Annotated in this window: 21 protein-coding genes; 10 read left to right on the top strand and 11 right to left on the bottom strand. The window is 56.4% G+C overall.

Annotated features, from left to right (window positions below; translation table 11 throughout):
- Positions 1–20: 20 nt before the first annotated feature.
- The 4 genes from GS632_RS17630 to GS632_RS17615 form a co-directional block, all read right to left on the bottom strand.
- Positions 21–1,247 (bottom strand): HlyD family secretion protein, encoded by a 1,227-nt coding sequence (locus GS632_RS17630; protein ID WP_171721884.1) that lies wholly within the window; start codon positions 1,245–1,247, stop codon positions 21–23.
- Positions 1,240–1,650, bottom strand: coding sequence for a hypothetical protein (locus GS632_RS17625; protein WP_171721883.1), 411 nt, complete (start codon positions 1,648–1,650; stop codon positions 1,240–1,242). Before GS632_RS17625 ends, GS632_RS17630 begins: the two co-directional genes overlap by 8 nt.
- A 136-nt stretch (positions 1,651–1,786) precedes the next feature.
- Positions 1,787–3,037: an adenylate/guanylate cyclase domain-containing protein gene (locus GS632_RS17620; RefSeq protein ID WP_171180891.1), complete on the bottom strand. Its 1,251-nt coding sequence runs from the start codon at positions 3,035–3,037 to the stop codon at positions 1,787–1,789.
- 60 nt (positions 3,038–3,097) lie between these two features.
- A complete protein-coding gene (locus GS632_RS17615) occupies positions 3,098–3,550 on the bottom strand; it encodes a MarR family winged helix-turn-helix transcriptional regulator (protein ID WP_171180893.1) in 453 nt (150 codons plus the stop codon).
- Between the two features lie 56 nt (positions 3,551–3,606).
- Between GS632_RS17615 and hmgA the strand changes: the two genes are divergently transcribed.
- The 8 genes from hmgA (at position 3,607) to GS632_RS17575 (ending at position 10,837) form a co-directional block, all read left to right on the top strand.
- Positions 3,607–4,962 (top strand): homogentisate 1,2-dioxygenase, encoded by a 1,356-nt coding sequence (gene hmgA / locus GS632_RS17610; RefSeq protein ID WP_171180895.1) that lies wholly within the window; start codon positions 3,607–3,609, stop codon positions 4,960–4,962.
- Positions 4,959–5,582 (top strand): LysE family translocator, encoded by a 624-nt coding sequence (locus tag GS632_RS17605; protein WP_171721882.1) that lies wholly within the window; start codon positions 4,959–4,961, stop codon positions 5,580–5,582. Before hmgA ends, GS632_RS17605 begins: the two co-directional genes overlap by 4 nt.
- A gap of 21 nt (positions 5,583–5,603) precedes the next feature.
- Positions 5,604–6,860 (top strand): fumarylacetoacetase, encoded by a 1,257-nt coding sequence (fahA, locus tag GS632_RS17600; RefSeq protein ID WP_171180900.1) that lies wholly within the window; start codon positions 5,604–5,606, stop codon positions 6,858–6,860.
- Positions 6,861–6,870: 10 nt separating this feature from the next.
- Positions 6,871–7,821 carry an MBL fold metallo-hydrolase gene (locus GS632_RS17595; RefSeq protein WP_171180902.1) on the top strand — a complete coding sequence of 317 codons (951 nt, stop codon included), beginning with the start codon at positions 6,871–6,873 and terminating at the stop codon, positions 7,819–7,821.
- Between the two features lie 131 nt (positions 7,822–7,952).
- On the top strand, positions 7,953–9,563 hold the full coding sequence (locus GS632_RS17590; protein WP_171180904.1) for an FAD-dependent oxidoreductase: 1,611 nt from the start codon (positions 7,953–7,955) through the stop codon (positions 9,561–9,563).
- A gap of 5 nt (positions 9,564–9,568) precedes the next feature.
- Positions 9,569–9,766 carry a DUF2783 domain-containing protein gene (locus GS632_RS17585; RefSeq protein WP_171180906.1) on the top strand — a complete coding sequence of 66 codons (198 nt, stop codon included), beginning with the start codon at positions 9,569–9,571 and terminating at the stop codon, positions 9,764–9,766.
- A gap of 11 nt (positions 9,767–9,777) precedes the next feature.
- Positions 9,778–10,416 carry a maleylacetoacetate isomerase gene (maiA, locus tag GS632_RS17580; RefSeq protein WP_171238787.1) on the top strand — a complete coding sequence of 213 codons (639 nt, stop codon included), beginning with the start codon at positions 9,778–9,780 and terminating at the stop codon, positions 10,414–10,416.
- 85 nt (positions 10,417–10,501) lie between these two features.
- Positions 10,502–10,837 carry a DOPA 4,5-dioxygenase family protein gene (locus GS632_RS17575; RefSeq protein WP_171180910.1) on the top strand — a complete coding sequence of 112 codons (336 nt, stop codon included), beginning with the start codon at positions 10,502–10,504 and terminating at the stop codon, positions 10,835–10,837.
- Here the strand turns inward: GS632_RS17575 and GS632_RS17570 are convergent.
- Positions 10,834–12,462, bottom strand: coding sequence for an acyl-CoA synthetase (locus tag GS632_RS17570; RefSeq protein WP_171180912.1), 1,629 nt, complete (start codon positions 12,460–12,462; stop codon positions 10,834–10,836). The two genes, GS632_RS17575 and GS632_RS17570, sit on opposite strands and share 4 nt — an antisense overlap.
- 222 nt (positions 12,463–12,684) lie before the next feature.
- On the opposite strand from GS632_RS17570, the gene GS632_RS17565 reads away from it, so the two are divergent.
- Positions 12,685–14,076: an aspartate aminotransferase family protein gene (locus GS632_RS17565; RefSeq protein WP_171180983.1), complete on the top strand. Its 1,392-nt coding sequence runs from the start codon at positions 12,685–12,687 to the stop codon at positions 14,074–14,076.
- Between the two features lie 153 nt (positions 14,077–14,229).
- A complete protein-coding gene (locus GS632_RS17560; protein WP_171721881.1) occupies positions 14,230–14,715 on the top strand; it encodes a DUF3124 domain-containing protein in 486 nt (161 codons plus the stop codon).
- Positions 14,716–14,971: 256 nt separating this feature from the next.
- Here the strand turns inward: GS632_RS17560 and GS632_RS17555 are convergent, their stop codons facing one another.
- The 6 genes from GS632_RS17555 to pyk form a co-directional block, all read right to left on the bottom strand.
- Positions 14,972–15,778: a phytanoyl-CoA dioxygenase family protein gene (locus tag GS632_RS17555; RefSeq protein WP_171238786.1), complete on the bottom strand. Its 807-nt coding sequence runs from the start codon at positions 15,776–15,778 to the stop codon at positions 14,972–14,974.
- A 200-nt stretch (positions 15,779–15,978) separates the two neighbouring features.
- Positions 15,979–16,344: a 50S ribosomal protein L20 gene (rplT, locus tag GS632_RS17550; RefSeq protein ID WP_152457001.1), complete on the bottom strand. Its 366-nt coding sequence runs from the start codon at positions 16,342–16,344 to the stop codon at positions 15,979–15,981.
- 14 nt (positions 16,345–16,358) lie between these two features.
- Positions 16,359–16,559 carry a 50S ribosomal protein L35 gene (gene rpmI / locus GS632_RS17545; protein ID WP_005981143.1) on the bottom strand — a complete coding sequence of 67 codons (201 nt, stop codon included), beginning with the start codon at positions 16,557–16,559 and terminating at the stop codon, positions 16,359–16,361.
- A gap of 184 nt (positions 16,560–16,743) precedes the next feature.
- On the bottom strand, positions 16,744–18,294 hold the full coding sequence (locus tag GS632_RS17540) for a sodium:alanine symporter family protein (RefSeq protein ID WP_171180919.1): 1,551 nt from the start codon (positions 18,292–18,294) through the stop codon (positions 16,744–16,746).
- A 13-nt stretch (positions 18,295–18,307) separates the two neighbouring features.
- Complete coding sequence (locus GS632_RS17535) at positions 18,308–18,745, bottom strand: universal stress protein (RefSeq protein WP_171180921.1); 438 nt, start codon at positions 18,743–18,745, stop codon at positions 18,308–18,310.
- A gap of 255 nt (positions 18,746–19,000) precedes the next feature.
- Positions 19,001–20,446 (bottom strand): pyruvate kinase, encoded by a 1,446-nt coding sequence (pyk, locus tag GS632_RS17530; RefSeq protein WP_171180923.1) that lies wholly within the window; start codon positions 20,444–20,446, stop codon positions 19,001–19,003.
- Between the last annotated feature and the right edge of the window lie 127 nt (positions 20,447–20,573).

Raw genomic sequence — 20,573 nt, 5'->3', positions numbered from 1 at the left:
CCTTCTCCGTGTCGCGCGGCCTAGTTGAACACCAGCGTCTTAACAGGAAGCAAAATGGCCTGTGCGCGCAAGACTATGGCGTTCGCTATGCCCATCCCGTCCACAATCCGTGCAACAAAAGCCGAAAACCCGGTGATTTTCCCCGCGTCTATTTCTTTTGCGCGGCTCGTGTAGGCAACGCCAACGCACGCACTTCCTGGCGGGATGTCTTCCAGATGTTTAGGGAAAATTGGCGCAAGGAAAGCTGTAACCGTTCCGGGCCGCGCACGATCCTGTTGGTCAAGCAGAGCATCACCGGGTCGAAACTGCCCCGCAGCAATCGCATTTTGCACGTCGTCCACCACCATTGGGATTATGGTCAGGGGTTTGGACGCACAGGTAATTTCCACTAACATTCCCGGCTTGAGCACACTGACCGAAATCTGACCAAAAGCCGCAATAAGGCGACCCTGCCCTGAGACTTCGGGAACCAGAATTCCTGCAGGGCGCAGAATTGGATTCACGATGTCACCTGGCTTCAACAAAAACCGTGTGACGGTCCCGTCTACTTCGGCAAAAACAGTGGATTTAGAGATTTCGTTTTCGGCCTCAGCCAAAACAGCACGCGCACTTTCAAGCTGCGCAGGAAGCAGAGTAGATTGGCGCAGTTTAGCGCCGTCAAGGGCTGCAACTGCAGCTGCGCGCTGACTTTCGGCACTGGACACAGCGGTTTGCAAACGCTCCAATTCCTGCTCACTTACAACTGTGTCGTTGCGCTCCGCGAGTTCAAGGCGGCGATCCAAATCGCTGGTCGCCTGAGCAAGATTCGCTTCCGCCGAACCAACCCGTGCCTCAGCACCCGCGATCTCGGTTGCTGTCAGTCCCTGCGCTGCCTCGATTTCTTCTATGCGTCGCTGTGCAGTTTCTGCCGCAGCTTCCTGCCGCGTCGTGTCCAACCGGAAGATTGCCTCACCCGCTTTTATCGTATCATTGTTCGCGACATAGACCTCCGAAACCCGGCCCCCGCGATCAGAAAGAATAGTTACCGTGCGAAATGCTGCGGAGACGTTCCGCGTGGACGGATGAAAATAGAAAATCACGGTGATCAAAGTGATTGCCAGGATTGCACAGGCCGTCAAACCCCAACGCAATTCATACCAGACATTGAACAGCGTGATTTCATGGCCCCATCGCTTACCCTGCTTGTAACGCCTGTATAGGTAATCCGGGACGATCGTGATCAGGGCAGAAAAGACCAGCTCAAGCATCCTGGCTCTCCGAGAGATCCACGTCACTCTTGAGCGGGAGTATTTCGTGCAAAGGTACGGCAGCGATTAGAATTGCCGCGATCCAAAACGCATTGTTAAGTGTAAACAGAGAAATCAACCCCAGCACACCAACCAATTGCATTTGAACTTTATGAGCACCTGCTGCCATGCGGTCGGGAATGGCCTGCACGGTAAAGTAGAGTGCGCCGAAACCAAGCAGCACAACAACGAGCAGAATTCCCACCACGATCAGAAAGCCATCCGTCTCGCCCGGTGTTGTCACCCAGAAGGGGAGTCTGGCCATCGCCTCATCAGAAATAGAGCTGCCCAAAAGAACCTCCTGTTTCTCAATGATCTGATGCAAGGATAAACGATTGAAATCAAAAAGATCAATCTTGCCCAAGCCTGTGAAGAACCCTCAACACTTTTTAGCCGCCAGTCTCCATTGCGTAAGAGACGGACGCCAAGCTTCTTCTACCGGTTCAAACAATGAAAAGAGAGAGGGATAAGAATGGCCGCTTCGGGCTTAAAACGAAGTTTCAATCGGCGTGGGATGAACCAACTGGTGAATACACCGTGAACAACTCTTTCGGCTCATTCACGCCGCGCAGCATGTAGCGACCGACCGAGACAAGTTCTTGCTCACAGGGTTGCGCGGCGCGGGCGACGTCGTCCGAGATCAGGATCCTCTGACCCAAAGATCGGTGCATTCCGGCAATACGGGAGGCCTGGTTGACGGCAGCACCGATCACGGTGAAATCCAGCCGTGTCTCGGACCCGATATTGCCGTAGAGAATTTCACCCGAATGCAAGGCCAGCGTATAGTTTGCCACTGGCAGACCCTGCGCCTGACGTCTGGAGTTCAACTCATTCATGCGCGATTGCAACAACGGCACAGCGCTCAGCGCGGCACGGGCATCTTCGTCGATCTCGCCGACATCAAACATGGCCATCACGCCGTCACCCATGAATTTCAGGATATTCCCGCCGTTGTCATGCACCACTCCTACCGCCACGGCCAGATAGTCGTTCAGCATATCGATGATCTCGTTCCCCGGCAGATCCTCGGACAGGGTGGTGAAGCCCTCTAGGTCGAAATTCCAGATTACCGCATCTATTTGTTGCAGCGACCCTCGCCGGATTTCGCCCGACAGAACCCGGCGACCGGCATCTCGGCCCAGATACACTCGCAACAGATCCTTGGTCAGGTTCTGGTTCTTGGCGGATTTAAGCGCCAACCCCAGATGCGGCAGGACGGTATGAATTTGCCTCAAGTCGCTGTCGTCGAACCCGGTTGGTGCGTCGCTGGTCCAAGACATCAGAACGCCATCACTGACCTTTTTTGCGCCGTTGGGGCGGATTTGCTTAACCCCTTCAAAAGACAGGCCCGTAGCATAGTAATCCGTCGCCCCAATTTCCCGCAGATCATTGAGCAAGGGAAAGCGACTAGGCTCGTTATGATCAACCAGCTTGACCCGGATTTCATCCAGATCCTCGTGCAACAGGGCATACAATGGGCTTCGCTGCCAGACTTCACTGGGCGTATCTGTATTCTCGAACCTCTCGGATTCACCACCCGCGCCGTTGTACCAGCTATAGCCGGTGCCGCCGTAAACCGGATGCAGGGTAGATTGCGCCGCGTGAAACCGCATCAAAGGTATGCCCATATCGACAAGCCGGGTGCAAAACCCTTCCAGCAATTCTTCTTGCCCGGCGCCTTCAAGCCCCTTGGCGACCAGCCAATCGATCAGGTCGTGTGCGGGAATCGAAGAAGAGTCCTGAGAAGTCATTTAAATATCCGTATCAAGCATGACCCCCATCTGGGGGCGACACGCATCAATTGCCAGTGGTCAGTCCAAACCAGCCAGTCTTTGCAGCATTTTACGCAGCAGAGCAGCTTCTTCCGCATCGAATAGGCCCGACAGTTTTGCATCATAGGCGGCGGCGACGCCATGCAGATCACGATACACGGTTTGCCCCGTCGGTGTTAGAGTCAGCCATTCCGCCCGCCGATCTCCTTCGTCGCGTGTGCGTTTCAGATACCTTCTCTGTTCCAGCTTGGCGACCGCGCGGCTGATTTTGGTTTTGTGCATTCTGGCGCGCTCGCAAATCTCTTTAGCCGTCATCTCACCGAATAGCCCAAGGTGAAACAGCACCCGCCATTCGGTTCTGAGCATCCCGTAACGGCCTTTATAGACGCTCTGAAACTCCAACGAGGCATGCTCGGCCGCCTGGTTCAGAAGGAAAGGCAGAAAATTCTGCAGATCAAACTCATCATTTTTTTTGGATTCTTCGTGTGTCATGCTTGTTAGTTACAAAATCAACTATTACCCGACAAGCAGCAACGGAGGAAAACACCATGAATCGTCCGAGTGATCCACATATGCTGACGCAGGCTGCAACGCCGGTCGGCACACATGCCGGCTATATGCCCGGCTTTGGAAACGACTTTGAGACCGAGGCCCTGCCCGACGCGCTGCCACAAGGGATGAACAGCCCACAACGGTGCAACTATGGCCTTTACGGAGAGCAGCTGAGCGGCACCGCCTTCACTGCGAACCCGCCCGAACGCACTTGGTGTTATCGCATTCGCCCGTCGGTGAAGCATTCACATCGTTACGAAAAAATCGACCTCCCCTATTGGAAATCGGCACCGTGCATCGACCCCGATGTGATCAGTCTGGGTCAGTATCGCTGGGATCCCGTCCCACATTCTGATGAAGGTCTGAACTGGATGACCGGGATGCGCACGATGACCACGGCGGGGGACGTGAACACGCAAGTGGGCATGGCCTGTCACATCTATCTGGTCACCGAATCCATGGTGGATGACTACTTCTTCTCAGCCGATTCCGAGCTGTTGGTTGTTCCGCAGGAGGGACGCCTGCGTTTTGCGACCGAGCTGGGCATCATCGATCTGGAACCCAAAGAGATCGCGATCATTCCGCGTGGTCTGCTTTACCGGGTCGAGGTTCTGGAAGGCCCCGCGCGCGGTTTTGTCTGCGAAAACTACGGGCAAAAGTTCGAGCTGCCGGGCCGTGGCCCGATTGGCGCAAACTGCATGGCCAACCCGCGCGACTTCAAAGCGCCCGTAGCTGCGTTTGAAGATCGCGAAACCCCGTCGACCGTGACGATCAAATGGTGCGGCCAGTTCCACACCACCAAGATCGGACACAGCCCGCTGGATGTGGTTGCATGGCACGGCAACTATGCGCCCTACAAATATGACTTGCGCAATTATTGCCCGGTTGGCGCGATCCTGTTCGACCATCCCGACCCGTCGATCTTTACGGTTCTGACGGCACCCTCTGGCCAGCCTGGCACGGCCAATATCGACTTTGTTCTGTTCCGCGAACGCTGGATGGTGATGGAGGACACGTTCCGCCCGCCGTGGTACCACAAAAACATCATGTCGGAATTGATGGGCAACATTTACGGTCAGTATGATGCAAAACCACAGGGCTTTGTGCCCGGTGGCACAAGCCTGCACAACATGATGATCCCGCACGGCCCCGACAGGGAAGCCTTTGACAAAGCATCATACTCCAACCTGGGGCCGGACAAGCTGGACAAGACGATGTCGTTCATGTTCGAAACCCGCTTCCCGCAGCATCTGACGCCATTTGCCGCCACCGAAGCGCCGTTGCAGGATGATTATATCGACTGCTGGACATCGCTGGAGAAGAAGTTCGACGGAACGCCGGGTAAGAAATGAGCTTGGATATCTGGTTCACCTATGTGGCAACAGTCCTGCTGCTGATGAGCACACCGGGACCCAGCCAGTTGCTGATGTTGTCAAACTCGGCCACCAACGGGCTTCGGCGCGGGTTGTTCACCGCTGCCGGAGATCTGACGGCGAACTTCCTGCAGATGTTGGCAGCAGGGCTGGGTCTGGCCGCCCTGATTGCCACATCCGCAACCGCGCTGACCGTCATCAAATGGCTTGGTGTGGCCTATTTGGTTTACCTTGGTGTCAAACAGATCCTCAAGGCGCGCGTATCTGAAGCGCAAACCGCGCCCAAGGCAAGTCGCAAATCGCTTTGGATGCAGGGGTTTATTACCTCTGCCGCGAATCCCAAAGCCGTGGTCTTTTTTGCAGCGCTGTTCCCACTGTTCATTGACGGAGCACTGCCTTTCTGGCCGCAATTCAGCATTCTTTCGGCCACCTATCTGGTCATGGACGGGATGTTCCTGACCGCATATGGCGGCAGCGCAAGTTGGCTGGCCCGCCGTTTGCAAGGTCCTGCAAAGCTGTGGCTTGACCGCATTGGCGGCAGCTTCATGATCCTGGCTGCTATCTTGTTGGGGCTGAAATCCCTTCGCCCCTCAACTTAACCAACAAAACAGGGACATCGTATGCCTCTAATGACATCCTGGGTGACGTCGGCCAATGACGCGACACACCCGTTCCCACTGAACAACCTGCCTTATGGAGTCTTCTCGACCGAGGGCGACGATCCGCGCTGCGGCGTGGCCATTGGGGACATGATCCTCGACGTCACAGCTGCCGAAGCCGAAGGGTTGATCACCCTGAGCGATGAGCCTCTGTTCGACATGCCGTTCTGGAACCCGTTGATGGAGGAAGGCCCCGCCGTCTGGGCCGCCCTGCGGGAACGTCTGATCAGCCTTCTGGCCGAGGGCTCGGACGAGCAGAGCAAGGTTGAACCACTGCTTGTCAAACAAGACGACGCCGAGATGCACCTGCCCTTCGCGGTCAGCGAATACACCGATTTCTATGCAGGCCGGAACCATGCCTTCAACGTAGGCACCATGTTCCGGGGGCCGGAAAACGCGTTGCCGCCAAACTGGCTGCATATTCCCATTGGGTACAACGGGCGCGCGTCTTCGGTCGTGGTATCGGGCACGGATATCCGCCGCCCATGGGGGCAGCTAAAAGCGCCCGACCAAGAGCTGCCCGCCTTTCTGCCCAGCCGCCGTTTTGACATCGAGCTTGAGATGGGCGCGATTGTCGGCACCCCTTCGGATGGCCCAATCTCGGTGCAAGAGGCGGACGACAATATCTTTGGCTACGTCCTGCTGAACGATTGGTCTGCGCGTGACATCCAGGCCTGGGAATACCAGCCGCTGGGCCCGTTTCAGGCCAAGGCCACCGCAACCTCGATCAGCCCTTGGATTGTCACCAAGGCAACGCTGGAGCCATTCCGCTGTGACACGCCTGCACGTGAGTTCGAGCTACTAGATCACCTGAAAGACTGTGGCCCGATGCTCTATGATATTGATCTGTCGATCACCATGGCACCCGCAGGGCAGCCTGCTACGACAATTGCACAGACCAACTACAACCAGATGTACTATTCCGCCGCGCAGCAACTGGCCCATCACACGACATCCGGCTGTCCGATGAATGCAGGTGATTTGCTGGGCTCGGGCACCATTTCCGGACCAACCAAACCTGAACGCGGTTCGTTGCTGGAACTCAGCTGGGGCGGAAAGGAACCTCTGACGCTGGACGGCGGTGAAACCCGCAGCTTCATCGAAGATGGCGACACGCTGACCTTGACCGGCGCGGCCAAGGGCGATGGTTACACAATCGGCTTCGGTGATTGTGTTGGCACCGTCTTGTCCGCTCTTGAAAACCCATACACACTATAAGGAACCCATCATGGCCAGAGCATTCGCGTCCCAGGGGGACATGTCGGAGAAAAAGATCAGCTTCACCGAGGTGGGCGAAGGGCTCTATGCCTTTACGGCCGAAGGCGACCCGAACTCGGGCGTCATCATCGGCGATGACAGCGTGATGATTGTCGAGGCGCAGGCGACACCGCGTCTGGCCAACAAGGTGATCGAGTGCGTTCGATCAGTTACAGACAAGCCGATCACGCATGTGGCCCTGACCCACTACCACGCTGTACGCGTTCTGGGCGCAAGCGCGTTTGGCGCTCAGCAAATCCTGATGTCAGACATGGCGCGCGCCATGGTCGTGGAACGCGGGCAAGAGGATTGGGACAGCGAGTTCCAACGCTTCCCACGTTTGTTCGAAGGGCATGAAAGCATCCCCGGTCTGACCTGGCCCACCACCACGTTCAGCGACACAATGACCGTCTATCTGGGAAACCGTCGCGTTGACCTGATGCATCTGGGCCGAGCCCACACTGCCGGGGACATCGTAATTCATGTGCCAGATCAGAACGTGATGTTCACAGGCGACATAGTTGAATATCACTCGGCCTGCTATTGTGGTGACGGGCATTTCAGCGACTGGGGTGACACGCTGGATGCGATCAAATGGTTCGACGTGGATGCAATTGCACCAGGTCGCGGCGACGCGCTGGTTGGTAAGGACATGGTCAATGCGGCCATTGAAAACACCCGCGATTTCGTCAGCAGCACCTACCGCCCGGCCGCCAAGGTGGCTGCACGCGGCGGCAGCCTGAAGGAAGCCTGGGACGCCGTACGCGCCGAGTGTGATCCGAAATTCGCTGACTACGCAATCTACGAACACTGCCTGCCCTTCAACGTCGCCCGCGCCTATGACGAGGCACGCGGCATCGACACACCCCGCATCTGGACCGCCCAGCGCGACCTTGAGATGTGGGAAGCCTTGCAGGGCTAAGGAAAAACGGCTCGGTTTGATCCAGATCGTTTTACGCGTCTGGATAAAATGAAACCATAAGCCAAGGCCTCCGGCGCCTGTCGCCGGGGGCAGGACATGCCGCACATTGGTGCATCTGCTTGGGGGAGCCCATGAACAAGATCTTTGAAACGCCGCTTTACGGCTATGAACGCAGCCCGGACCAAGACAGCCCCACGCCCGTCAGGCACAAGGTCATCGTGATTGGTGCCGGTCCGGTTGGATTGGCCGCCGCGATTGATCTGACCCAACAAGGTGTCGAGGTTGTGGTTCTGGACGAGAATGACAAGGTCAGCTTCGGCAGTCGCGCCATCTGTTTTTCTCAACGTACTTTGGAAATTGCCGACCGCCTGGGATGTGGACGCCACTTGGTCGACAAAGGCGTCATGTGGGATCGTGGCAAGGTCTACTTTGATGATCGTCAGGTCTATGACTTCAACCTGCAACCGGATGAAGGCTATGCCAACCCCGCCTTCATCAACCTGCAGCAATACCACTTTGAAAACTACTTTGTAGAACGTGTACGCGAGCTGCAGGCAGAAGGCGCACCAATTGAAATTCGTGGCCGCAACAGGGTCGAGGCCATTGGCACGCACGAAGATCACGTTCGACTTGAGGTCGAAACCCCCGAAGGTCCCTATACGATTGAGGCCGAGTGGCTGATCGCCTGTGACGGAGCAACCTCTCCCACCCGCCGGATGCTGGGTATCGATTTCGAAGGGCGCGTGTTCGAAGACAACTTCCTGATCGCTGATGTAATCATGGACGCCGATTTCCCATCGGAACGCTGGTTCTGGTTCGACCCACCGTTCAATCGGGGACAATCTGCGCTGCTCCATAAACAGCCTGACAACGTCTGGCGCATCGATCTGCAACTGGGGTGGGATATCGACAAAGAACGCGAAAAGCGCCCCGAGAATGTGATCCCCCGCCTAACGGCGATGCTGGGCGACGACGTGGATTTTCAGCTGGAATGGGTCTCGATTTATACCTTCCAGTGTCGCCGCATGGAAAGCTTCCGCAAGGGGCGTGTTCTGTTTGCGGGCGACAGTGCGCATCAGGTCAGCCCCTTTGGCGCACGCGGGGCAAATTCGGGCCTGCAAGATACCGACAATCTGTGCTGGAAACTGAAGCTTGTGCTCGACGGCAAAGCGCCTGAAAGCCTGCTGGACAGCTACAACGCGGAACGTGTGTACGGGGCAGACGAAAATATCCAGAAATCCAGCCGGTCCACCGATTTCATCACGCCAAAATCCGAGATGTCGCGGGTTCTGCGCGATGCGGTTCTGGATCTAAGCGAAAAGTATGAATTTGCCCGACCACTGGTGAATTCCGGGCGCTTGAGCCAACCCTGCACCTATGACGGGTCTTCGTTGAACTCGGCCGATGCGCTGAACGGCCCAGCCTGCACACGCCCGGGGTCGGCCTGCCCGGATGCCCCGCTGGGCGATGAATTCCTGCTGCCCAAGCTGGCGGGCAAATTTACCTTGCTGACCATTGATGCCGATGCCCCAGACACTCTGGAAGAGGATGGGATTGAGGTCACTCGGCTGGCGTTGTCGGTCAAAGACGATCTGACGCTGGCTCTCAAACGTCGTTACTTGGGTGATGCAACCAGCGCTGTGTATCTGATCCGCCCGGATCAGCACGTGGCCGCTCGGCGGGACAGCTTTGAAGAAAACAGTTTCCGTCATGCGATCCGCAGAGCTTGCGGTAAGGAGTAAGCGCAATGTCAGACTTGATCCTAACCCCCAATTTCGACAACGCCGACGACTTTTACGCCACCCTTTTGGCGGCGCATGAAGGGCTTGAGAAAGCCGACAGCGACGCGCTGAACGCCCGACTGGTGTTGGTACTTGCCAATCACATCGGAGACGGCACCGTTCTGTCTGATGCCATCCGCGCCGCTGCTTTGTCCAACGATTGACAGGATCCCGTGTGAGCGAAGTTGTCCTCTTTGACTATTGGCGGTCTTCGGCCAGTTATCGGGTGCGGATCGCCCTGAACTTGGCCGGGATCGACTATGACTCGGTTGTTGTCGATCTGGTAGGCGGCGAACACAAGAGCACTGAGCATTTGTTACGCAATCCGCAAGGGTTTGTGCCAGTTCTGGAAATTGACGGGCTGCGATTGACGCAATCGTTGGCCATCCTTGAATATCTGGATCAAACCCGAGGTCTTGGCCTTTTGCCATCCGACCCGGTGCAGAAGGCAAAAGCTCAGGCGTTGGCATATGCGATTGCAGTCGATATTCATCCGGTCTGCAACCTCTCGGTTGCGCGACATGCGACCTCGCTCAGCACTGACGCCGACGACATGCCCGGAGATTGGATGCGGCACTTCATCCGGCCCGGCTTGCAAGCCTTTGAGACCATGTTGGGCACGTTTGAACAGGCCCCTTATTGCGTCGGTTCGCAGCCTGGCCTCGCTGACCTCTGCCTGATCCCTCAACTCTACAACGCACGCCGCTGGCAGGTGGACCTGTCGGACATGCCACGTGTTCTGGAGGTTGAAACAGCCTGCGCTAGTCATCCGGCCTTTGTTGCAGCGCACCCTGACGCGCACGCCCCCCAATAACACTGCACAAGCACTGTGTGCTTGTGCGCCTAGTCGTTTTTCCTGTTTGACCTTAGCTTGGATACACCAAAGCTATGAGGTCACCATGCCTGAGATCACCGGCTACCACGCCCATGTCTATTTCGATGCCGACACACAAGCGACGGCACAACAGGTCTGTGAAGAGGCCGCACGCCTATTCCCGGTTCAGATGGGGCGTATGCATGCCCGCAACGTCGGCCCCCACCCACGCTGGAGTTGCCAGTTGGGCTTTGACGCCGATGCATTTGATCAAGTCATGCCATGGCTGATGTTGAACCGGCAGGGCCTGACCGTGTTCACCCACCCCGAAACCGGTAATCATCTGGAAGATCACCGTGATCGCGCGCTCTGGATGGGTGAGATGCTGGATCTGGACCTGTCGATCTTCGACAGGCTTTAACCTAACGCCCGCGCCTGATCCCGCAGGACGAATTTCTGCACCTTGCCGGTTGATGTCTTCGGCAGGGTGCCGAAAACCACGGTCTTTGGTGCTTTGAAATGGGCCATGTTGTCTCGGCAGAAGGCAATTAGGTCTGCCTCTGTAGCGGTGGCATCCGGTTTCAGCTCGACAAACGCACAAGGCGTTTCGCCCCATTTCTCATCCGGTCGCGCGACCACAGCCGCCTCCATTACCGCCGGATGTTTGTAGAGGATACCCTCGACCTCGACGGACGAGATATTCTCGCCACCCGAAATGATGATGTCCTTGGATCGATCCTTGAGTGCGACATAGCCGTCAGGGTGCATGACGCCCAAGTCACCGGACGCAAACCATCCGCCTTTAAAGGCCCCGTCCGTGGCGTCTTGGTTCTTTAGATACCCTTTCATCACCACGTTACCCTGCATGAAAATCTCACCCATGGTTTCACCATCCGCCGGAACAGGTTCCATGGTATCGGGATCAGCCACCATCAGGCCAGACAGCGCCGTGTACCGCACACCCTGGCGTACTTTCAGAGCGGCGCGGTCTTCGGGGCCTTTTTCATTCCATTCGTCTTTCCAGGCACACACGACCGAAGGCCCATACGTTTCGGTCAGGCCATAGACATGCGTGACCTCGACGCCCATCGCCTCCATCGCTTCGATCACAGCTGCAGGCGGCGGTGCACCCGCCGTCATCACCTTGATCTGATGATCAAAGTCTTTCAGCTCATCCGGCGCATGGGCGAGCATGTTCAAAACGATGGGCGCCCCGCAGAAATGCGTGACTTTCTCATCGCGGAAAGCCGCATAGATCGGCTCGGCCCGTACGGCACGCAGACAGACCGACACGCCTGCATTGGCGGCCATGGCCCAAGGGAAACACCAGCCATTGCAATGAAACATCGGAAGGGTCCACAGATAAACTGAATGCTTGGGCATATCCCAATCCAGCAGATCCGACTGCGCATTCAGCGTGGCACCTCGGTGATGATAAACGACACCTTTCGGATTGCCTGTAGTACCCGAAGTGTAGTTCAGCGTGATTGCGTCCCATTCATCCTCGGGCAGAGACCAGCTGAATTCCGGGTCGCCTTCGTTCAGAAGGGCATCGTAGGTCAGGTTGCCCAGCTTTTCACCACCTTCAAAGCCGGGGTCTTCGATGTCTATGATCAGAATGTCATGGTCGACCTGCTTTAACGCTTCTTTCACGACGCCCGAAAACTCTGGATCGACCAGCAGCGCCTTAGCCTCGGCGTGGTTCAAAATGAAGGCAACAATCGGCGCATCCAGGCGCGTGTTGATGGCGTTCAGAACAGCTCCGGCCATTGGAACGCCGAAATGCGCTTCATACATCTCGGGGATGTTCGCTGCGATTATGGAAACGGTATCGCCTTTTCCTATCCCGCGCGCGCTCAACGCGCCCGCCAAACGTCGACACCGGGCATAGGTTTCAGCCCAAGTATACCTGCGTTCACCATACACCACCGAAGGATAATCTGGGTAAACCTGCGCCGTCCGGTCCAAGAAGGTCAGCGGTGACAAGGGTGTGTAGTTTGCCCGGCATTTATCCAAATGACGCTCGTAGATGTTTGTGGCTGTCATCTGCTCATCCTCCCAAATCGCAGTACGCGCGACTTGAACATAAACTTGGTGGCCTGACAAATCCGTAGTAATACGGTGTGCACCCATTCTGGTAATACGGGATGGTGTTATCTGGCCCTACTTACAAAGGGCCTTTCGCGGTGATTTGGAGCATCTTAAACACATGCAGGGGTCTCGCTTGACCATCGACCCCAGAAGCGCATCTCAGTGAAAGGACTTGTCATGGACGGCACGTTCAACGAAAACGATCTTTCCCGCGTGGTCGAAGCCGACCGCGCCCATATCTGGCACCACCTGCTGCAGCATAAACCCTTTGAAACCAATGACCCGCGTATCATTGTCGAAGGCAAAGGTATGCGCGTCTGGGATCAGAAGGGCAAGGAACACCTGGATGCTGTTTCGGGTGGCGTCTGGACTGTGAACGTCGGCTATGGCCGCGAATCAATCTGTAAGGCAGTCTATGACCAGTTGATGAAACTGTGCTATTTCGCCAATACCGCAGGTTCGATCCCCGGCTCCATCTTTGCGGAAAAGCTGATCGAAAAGATGCCCGGCATGAGCCGCGTCTACTACACCAACTCGGGATCCGAAGCGAACGAGAAGGCGTTCAAGATGGTGCGCCAGATCGCGCACAAGAAATACGGCGGCAAGAAAACCAAGATCCTGTATCGCGACCGCGACTATCACGGCTCGACGCTGGCGACCATGTCGGCGGGTGGTCAGGACGAGCGTACCGCGCAATACGGTCCCTTCGCACCTGATTTTGTACGCGTGCCGCACTGCATGGAATATCGCAAGCATGAACTCGACGGTGCACCCGTCGAAAACTTCGGCGAATGGGCAGCAGACCAGATCGAAGAAGTCATCCTGCGCGAAGGCCCTGACACCGTTGGCGCCCTGTGCCTTGAGCCCGTTACCGCCGGTGGTGGTGTGATCGAAGCGCCTGAAGGGTATTGGCAGCGCGTGCAGGAGATCTGCAAAAAGTACGACGTGCTGCTGCATATCGACGAAGTTGTTTGCGGCGTAGGCCGGACTGGGACATGGTTCGGGTACCAGCAGTATGGCATCAAGCCTGACTTCGTAACCATGGCCAAGGGCGTTGCATCGGGCTATGCCGCTATTGCTGTGATGGTCACGACCGAGGAAGTCTTTGACATGTTCAAAGACGACGCGTCGGACCCGATGGGCTATTTCCGCGATATCTCGACCTTTGGCGGTTGCACCGCCGGTCCGGCAGCGGCGATTGAGAATATGCGCATCATCGAAGACGAGAACCTGTTGGGCAACTGCACCGACATGGGCAACCGCATGTTCGACAACCTGCAAGCGCTGATGGAAAAGCACAAGGTTATCGGCGACGTGCGCGGCAAGGGCCTGTTCCTGGGGGCCGAACTGGTCACCGACCGTACGACCAAAGACCCGATGGATGAAAAGCGGGTTCAGGCCGTTGTCGCCGATTGTATGGCGCAAGGCGTGATCATCGGTGCCACCAACCGCTCGATCCCCAGCCGTAACAACACGCTGTGCTTCTCGCCCGCACTGATCGCAACGGCGGATGACATCGACCAGATCACTGACGCCGTTGACGGCGCGTTGGGGCGTGTTTTCGGGTAAGCTGACCAAATATTAAAAAAAGAAAAACCGGCACATCGAGTGTCGGTTTTTTTGTGAATGGTCGAAGTGCGGACAAAGCGGTCATTTTCTTGCGCCGAATCTTGTCATCCGTATGCTCATATTCACGACTGAACAAACGGAGCATTCTCCTAAATGAAGTTTTTCTCCCGCAGATATTTCTGGTCACTCTCAATGGCTTTGGTTTCGTTGACGACTGTACCAAGCCCTTCATTCGCACAAGTTTCGGAGAGTGTAACATCTCAAGTCATCTATGTTCCCTCCTACTCGCGAGTTTTCACGCAGGAAGGGCGCAGCGAACCGCTCGCGTCTACCCTCGTTGTGCACAACAATAGTCTTCAATCAGAGATCAAAGTTGAGCGCGTCGAATATTACGACAGAGCGGGGCAGCTTCTGGAAACCCTCATAAATGAGCCCGTTCAGCTGATGCCATTTGGGTCAATGAATGCGCTTGTACCTATTGGTAGCGTCGGAGACGGCATCGGCGCGAATTTCGTAGTCACATGGTCGGCAGAAGTTCCGGTGTCACCCCCTATCGTAGAAGCAATCATGGTCGGTGGAAGCGGCACTCAAGGGATCTCGTTTACAAGCCGAGGTCAGGTGTTGTCACAAGAACCGTAACACCGACCACTACTTTGCTTCTATGTGACCAGCTCGACCATTAAGCTAATACCTAAGCAACAGTGACTGGTTCTTTGCCACTGCGACTGGAGCTAAGTTTGGGCTCAAAGCCGACATTCTCTACGTTCAAAAAAGGCCGCTCCAATCGGGACGGCCTTGAACTCGCAATCTCTCGAAAGAGGATCAGGCAGTCAGAGCGGCCAGCGTTTGGGCCACTCTCTGCTTTGCATTTTGCCCAAAGCGGTTCGTCAATGCCTCAGGCTGTTCCTGCTATTTCAACATGACGCTGTTCCAGCTCGATTTGCCTCTGCACCGCCACAGGATCAAGATCGCTTTCAGCGGGAGTGTCGATGCCAAAATGGCCGAAATTGTCTTCGCCGCGTACCAGCATTGCCGTATCGAGATCATGTTTGGTCTGACGTACATGCGCCGCAAGATACTGGATATTCAGCCCAATTCGGCGATCCTTGCTTTTGTTCGGCATCGAGGCATGTAGCGTCCAACCATGGTGAAAACTCGCCTCGCCCGGACGCAGCGGACAAAGCTTGGCTTGGCTCTCATCAACTCCAAGAACAGTCTGCCCCTGCAAAAGAACGTTATCGTCGTCTTCCGTTGTTTCATGGCTCATCACACCGTTCGCATGACTTCCCGGGAGCATTCGCATGCAACCGCTTTCCTCGTCCGCTGGCGACAAGGCGAGCCAAGCGGATACCTGGTCGTCATGACTCAGGCCCCAATAAGTCAGATCCTGATGCCAACTGACATGCGAGGTCGAGCCAGGTTCTTTGATGATATAGGTAACATTGTACAAAAGAATGTCGGGCCCGATCAGCGCTTCGATGAGATCAAGCATCAGAGGGTGCGTAGCAAGCTTGTAGGGCGAAGTTAAGATTGTGTGTGCTTTGGACTTGTAATGCATGGACGCACCCAGTTGGCTCTCGGCCCATTCCAGTCCGGCCCGGTGTTCTTGCGCTTCGACTTCAGTCAGGATCGGAACACCACCTACATAACCGTCCCGATTGTAAGCGTTCGCCCAAGTTCTTACCCTTTGGTCTACTCCCATAGTCGCCTCCCACGAAATGACTAAGCAATCGTTAGTGGAAAAACATGACCTGCCAAGCCTGTTTCGGCTCTGGTTTGCGTCGGCGCCAATGAAAATTGAAACATACCGTACCGAATGCGCGCTTGGAGCTTTTCGACCCATGATGCAAAAAAGCCGCCCCAACCGGGACGGCTTTTCTTTCACTGTCTCTTTTCAGAGGATCAGGCGGTCAGAGCGGCCTGAGCTTTGGCGACGATCGCGCCGAACGCTTCCGGTTCGTGCACGGCCAGGTCGGCCAGAACTTTGCGGTCCACTTCGATACCGGCCAGGTTCAGGCCGTTGATGAAGCGGGAATATGTCAGTGCTTCGTCATGCGAACGGACAGCAGCGTTGATACGCTGGATCCACAGCGCGCGGAAGTTGCGCTTGCGGTTCTTACGGTCGCGGGTTGCGTACTGGTTGGCCTTGTCGACGGCCTGACGGGCAACCTTGAAGGTGCTCTTGCGGCGGCCATAGTAACCTTTGGCAGCCTTGATGACCTTCTTGTGACGGGCGTGAGTTACGGTTCCACCTTTAACGCGGGACATCTCTTAATCTCCTCTTAGCGGTCGTAGGGCATGTAGCCCTTGACGATCTTGGCGTCGGGGGCGGACAGTGTGGTGGTGCCACGGGCGTCGCGGATGAATTTCTTGGTCCGCTTGATCATGCCGTGCCGCTTACCGGCCTGGCCTGCCATGACCTTACCGGTCGCAGTCACCTTGAAGCGCTTTTTAGCGCTCGATTTGGTCTTCATCTTAGGCATTTCCGTCTCCTTTTTCGGGTTCGGTTTCAAACGCGACTCGGCATGCCATCTCGGCCGGTCACGCGATCAGACGCGCCATTTACGCAAGTTCCGTCATACTGGCAAGGGGGATTCGACCAGAATCTGCGCTTTGTGCGCGGCTGGTCTGGCACCGGGGCGACATTGGCCGCCCCGGTGGATTGGATCAATGCTCGAACTTGCGGATTTCTCCGCTTTTCAACCGCTCAGCATAAGACGCCAGTTCCTGACGCACGACTTTCATCAGGAAGTAAAGCGCAAAGACGTTCACCACAGCCATCGCAAAGATCGCCGCATCCGAGAAGTCGATGACCGGGCCCAGATTGGCCGCCGCACCGATGACAACGAAGATGCAGAAGATGATCTTGAACACCAGCTCTTTGGTGTGACCTTCGCCGAACAGGTAAGTCCAGGCTTTGAGGCCGTAGTAGGACCAGCTGATCATGGTCGAGAAGGCAAACAGAACCACGGCAATCGCCAGGATGAAGGGGAACCAGCTGAACGCGCTACCGAAGGCGGCGGAGGTCAGGCTGACGCCGGAGTTGCCATCAACGGTGGCAATGGCGTTACCCGCCTCGTTCAGCATGTAGTTGCCCGTCGCCGGGTCAACGATGAGCTGCTGCGTGATGATGATCACCAGCGCCGTCATGGTACAGATCACAACGGTGTCGATGAATGGCTCCAGCAGTGAAACGAACCCTTCGGTGATCGGTTCCTTGGTCCGAACAGCCGAGTGGGCGATGGCAGCCGAGCCCACACCCGCTTCGTTCGAAAACGCAGCACGGCGGAAGCCCTGGATCAGCGCACCGACCATACCGCCCGCAACGCCAAGGCCGGTGAAAGCGCCCGCAAAGATCTGGCCAAAGGCCCATCCGATCTGATCAGCGTGCATGATGATGATGACCAGCGCTGCCAGCACATACATCACGCCCATGAACGGTACGACCTTCTCAGTCACACGCGCGATCGACTTCAGACCACCTACGATTACTGCAAAGACGATGGCCGCAAAGACCAGACCAGTGATCCAACCGGGGTAATCCCCCACGATTCCTGCAATCTGTTGATGTGCCTGATTGGCCTGGAACATATTGCCCCCGCCCAGCGCGCCAAGAATACAGAAGATCGAGAACAGAACCGCGAGGATTTTACCACCGGGCAACCCAAGTTCAGCAAAGCCCTTGGACATATAGTACATCGGACCGCCCGAGACGGTGCCGTCCTCGTATTCGTTGCGGTATTTCACGCCCAGCGTACATTCGGTGAATTTCGACGCCATGCCCAACAGGCCCGCGACAATCATCCAGAACGTCGCTCCCGGCCCGCCGATTCCGATGGCAACCGCCACACCGGCAATATTACCAAGGCCAACCGTTCCGGACAGCGCCGTGGCCAGAGCTTGAAAGTGGCTAACCTCACCGGCGTCATTTGGATCGGAATAGTCGCCTTTGACAAGGCTGATCGAGTGTCCAAAGAAGCGGAACTGCACAAACGCAAAATAAAGCGTAAAGACAGTGGCCGCGATCACCAGCCAGCCGACGATCCACGGAAAACCGGTTCCCGGGAAGGGTGCAAAAATAAAGCTGACAAAGGGCCCGGTTGCATCTGCAAAGGCTTGATTGATCTTATCATCCAGGCCCGGCGCCTCTTGCGCCGAAGCTGCAGTGGCCATGAAGGCGGCAAGCGCCGCAAGGTACAGGTGTTGTAGCGTTTTCATTCTTCTGCCCACCTCAATTTACAACTGTAACCGGAACATCGGCATGCATCACAAGGTTCTGTGTTGAACTGCCGAAGATACGTTTCTTGATGCCGTCCGCTGAAGCCCGGCCCACAACAATCTGAGAGGCTTCGTTTTCAACGGTGATGGCGTTCAACGTTTCCGCCACATCGCCATGGCGCACAACGCCCTGCGCCGCGAAACCAGCTGCCTTGAGGGCGTCAACGGCGGGCGTCACAATACGTGACGTCGCCAACTCGACCTCTTCCTCACGCCGCTTGTGGCGCTGTGCGTTTTCTTCCGGTGTCTGGAATGTATAAGGGGACCATTCAATCACATATGCGACCAGCAATTCACATGATCCGATCAGCTTTGCCAGGTCCGTGGCAAAGGCAATCGCGCGCTCACCGGTCTCTGTCCCGTCGAGTCCTATGACAATCTTTGTTGTCATCTTGTTCCTCCTTTTTTGTTGTTTGGTCCGGGGCCCGTGCCCCCGGCAGGGCAGCCGGAACTTGGAACTTTGGCTGAGACTGCCCCTAGGTCATTTATCAGGAAATTCTACCCACGAATGAAGACCATTGTGCCAAATTCGCCCATACCGGTCAAATTTCGCTTATAAATCAAGTTTTTCACCCGTCGCACAACAGGAAAACGGCAGCTTAAACAGCAGCCGTTTCCTTAGTTCTGATGTCGACTTGGGCCCGAACTACTCGGGATCGGTGCTGTAAATCAGGCGTTCGTCACAGGGGGCGACTCGTAGAATGTTGGTGGTGCCGGGAACATTAAACGGCACACCTGCCGTGACCACAATCTGATCCGCCTCGGATGCAAATCCACCGGCCCGCGCAGCGCGGGCTGCGTTCACCACAGCGCCCTTAAACCGTTGCAGTTCAGGTGTCATCACACAGTTGCAGCCCCAGCTCAGACACAACCGCCGGGCGGTTCCCCGTTGCGAGGTCATGGCGATGATCGGCACGCCCGGACGTTCACGCGCCGTCAGCGAGGCTGTTGTGCCGCTTTGGGTGAAACAGCAGATGGCCTTGATGTCGGTCTTTTCCGCAATCTCGCGCGCGGCAGCGACGATACCATCGGCCACGGTGCTGCCCTTGGCCGTCCGGGATGCCGCGATAATCTGGGTGTAAGTCGGGTCTGCCTCGACCTCGATAGCGACCTTGTTCATGGTTTGCACGGCTTCGACCGGATAGGCCCCCGCCGCCGATTCCGCGCTAAGCATGATGGCGTCCGTGCCTTCATAGATCGCCGTCGCCACATCCGATACCTCGGCGCGGGTTGGCATCGGGCTTTCGATCATGCTTTCCAACATCTGGGTCGCCACGATCACCGGTTTGGCCGCGCCACGGCACCTGCGGACCAGCCGTTTCTGGATCGGCGGCACAGCAGAGACCGGCAGCTCCACGCCGAGATCACCCCGCGCCACCATGATCCCATCTGACGCATCGAGAATATCGTCAAACGCCTCAACCGCAGCGGGCTTTTCAATCTTTGACAGGATCGCAGCACGACCGTCAGCCAGAGACCGGGCCTCGAACACATCCTTGGCACGCTGTACGAAGCTCAGCGCCAGCCAGTCGACACCCAGCTGACAGACAAACTCCAGATCGTCCCGGTCCTTGGCCGACAACGCTGCCAGCGGCAGCACAACATCCGGGACATTCACGCCCTTTCGGTTTGAGATGGTGCCGCCAACTTCGACCGTGCAGTTGGCGAAATCCTGACCGCAGTCCTGAACCGTCAGGCGGATCTTGCCATCATTCACCAACAGGCGCGCACCCGGCTCAAGCGCCGCAAAAATCTCGGGGTGCGGCAGGCATACTCTGTTTATGTCTCCGGCGGCGGGATCAAGATCAAGGCGGAAGGCCGCGCCTTCCTCCAACTCTTCCGCCTCGTTTGCAAAGACGCCAACGCGCAGCTTTGGCCCCTGAAGGTCAGCCAGAATGGCAATCGGGCTGTCCAGATCCTTTTCGACCTGCCGAATAATCTTGTGCCGCTCGCGGATCTCATCATGGCTGCCGTGACTCATGTTCAGTCGAAACACATCGGCCCCGGCCTCATGCAAGGCGCGAATAGTATCGTAGTCACTAGACGCCGGTCCCAGCGTCGCCACGATTTTTACATTTCTCAGGCGTCGCATTGGTCTTGATCTCCTTACGTCGTCTTACTTGCAGATTAGGGTGCAGCAAAATGTTACCGCAAACATTGGCTGAGTGCTTATTGCCCAATTCCCTTTTCAAAGCAACTGCCCTACACCTGCGACAAAC

The sequence above is a fragment of the Ruegeria sp. HKCCD7296 genome (assembly GCF_013110775.1).
Classification (GTDB): Bacteria; Pseudomonadota; Alphaproteobacteria; order Rhodobacterales; family Rhodobacteraceae; genus Ruegeria.
The sequence above is the reverse complement of the archived record's forward strand: the minus strand, read 5'-3'. Positions and strand labels throughout refer to the sequence as shown.

Excerpts from the sequence above, each read along its gene's own strand:
- GS632_RS17570 (WP_171180912.1), bottom strand. The coding sequence starts at position 12,462 with ATGACAGCCACAAACATCTACGAGCGTCATTTGGATAAATGCCGGGCA.
- GS632_RS17615 (WP_171180893.1), bottom strand. The coding sequence starts at position 3,550 with ATGACACACGAAGAATCCAAAAAAAATGATGAGTTTGATCTGCAGAAT.
- GS632_RS17565 (WP_171180983.1), top strand. The coding sequence starts at position 12,685 with ATGGACGGCACGTTCAACGAAAACGATCTTTCCCGCGTGGTCGAAGCC.
- GS632_RS17590 (WP_171180904.1), top strand. The coding sequence starts at position 7,953 with ATGAACAAGATCTTTGAAACGCCGCTTTACGGCTATGAACGCAGCCCG.
- fahA (WP_171180900.1), top strand. The coding sequence starts at position 5,604 with ATGCCTCTAATGACATCCTGGGTGACGTCGGCCAATGACGCGACACAC.
- hmgA (WP_171180895.1), top strand. The coding sequence starts at position 3,607 with ATGAATCGTCCGAGTGATCCACATATGCTGACGCAGGCTGCAACGCCG.
- rpmI (WP_005981143.1), bottom strand. The coding sequence starts at position 16,559 with ATGCCTAAGATGAAGACCAAATCGAGCGCTAAAAAGCGCTTCAAGGTG.
- GS632_RS17535 (WP_171180921.1), bottom strand. The coding sequence starts at position 18,745 with ATGACAACAAAGATTGTCATAGGACTCGACGGGACAGAGACCGGTGAG.
- GS632_RS17540 (WP_171180919.1), bottom strand. The coding sequence starts at position 18,294 with ATGAAAACGCTACAACACCTGTACCTTGCGGCGCTTGCCGCCTTCATG.
- rplT (WP_152457001.1), bottom strand. The coding sequence starts at position 16,344 with ATGTCCCGCGTTAAAGGTGGAACCGTAACTCACGCCCGTCACAAGAAG.
- GS632_RS17595 (WP_171180902.1), top strand. The coding sequence starts at position 6,871 with ATGGCCAGAGCATTCGCGTCCCAGGGGGACATGTCGGAGAAAAAGATC.
- pyk (WP_171180923.1), bottom strand. The coding sequence starts at position 20,446 with ATGCGACGCCTGAGAAATGTAAAAATCGTGGCGACGCTGGGACCGGCG.
- GS632_RS17575 (WP_171180910.1), top strand. The coding sequence starts at position 10,502 with ATGCCTGAGATCACCGGCTACCACGCCCATGTCTATTTCGATGCCGAC.
- GS632_RS17585 (WP_171180906.1), top strand. The coding sequence starts at position 9,569 with ATGTCAGACTTGATCCTAACCCCCAATTTCGACAACGCCGACGACTTT.
- GS632_RS17560 (WP_171721881.1), top strand. The coding sequence starts at position 14,230 with ATGAAGTTTTTCTCCCGCAGATATTTCTGGTCACTCTCAATGGCTTTG.
- GS632_RS17605 (WP_171721882.1), top strand. The coding sequence starts at position 4,959 with ATGAGCTTGGATATCTGGTTCACCTATGTGGCAACAGTCCTGCTGCTG.
- GS632_RS17630 (WP_171721884.1), bottom strand. The coding sequence starts at position 1,247 with ATGCTTGAGCTGGTCTTTTCTGCCCTGATCACGATCGTCCCGGATTAC.
- GS632_RS17555 (WP_171238786.1), bottom strand. The coding sequence starts at position 15,778 with ATGGGAGTAGACCAAAGGGTAAGAACTTGGGCGAACGCTTACAATCGG.
- GS632_RS17620 (WP_171180891.1), bottom strand. The coding sequence starts at position 3,037 with ATGACTTCTCAGGACTCTTCTTCGATTCCCGCACACGACCTGATCGAT.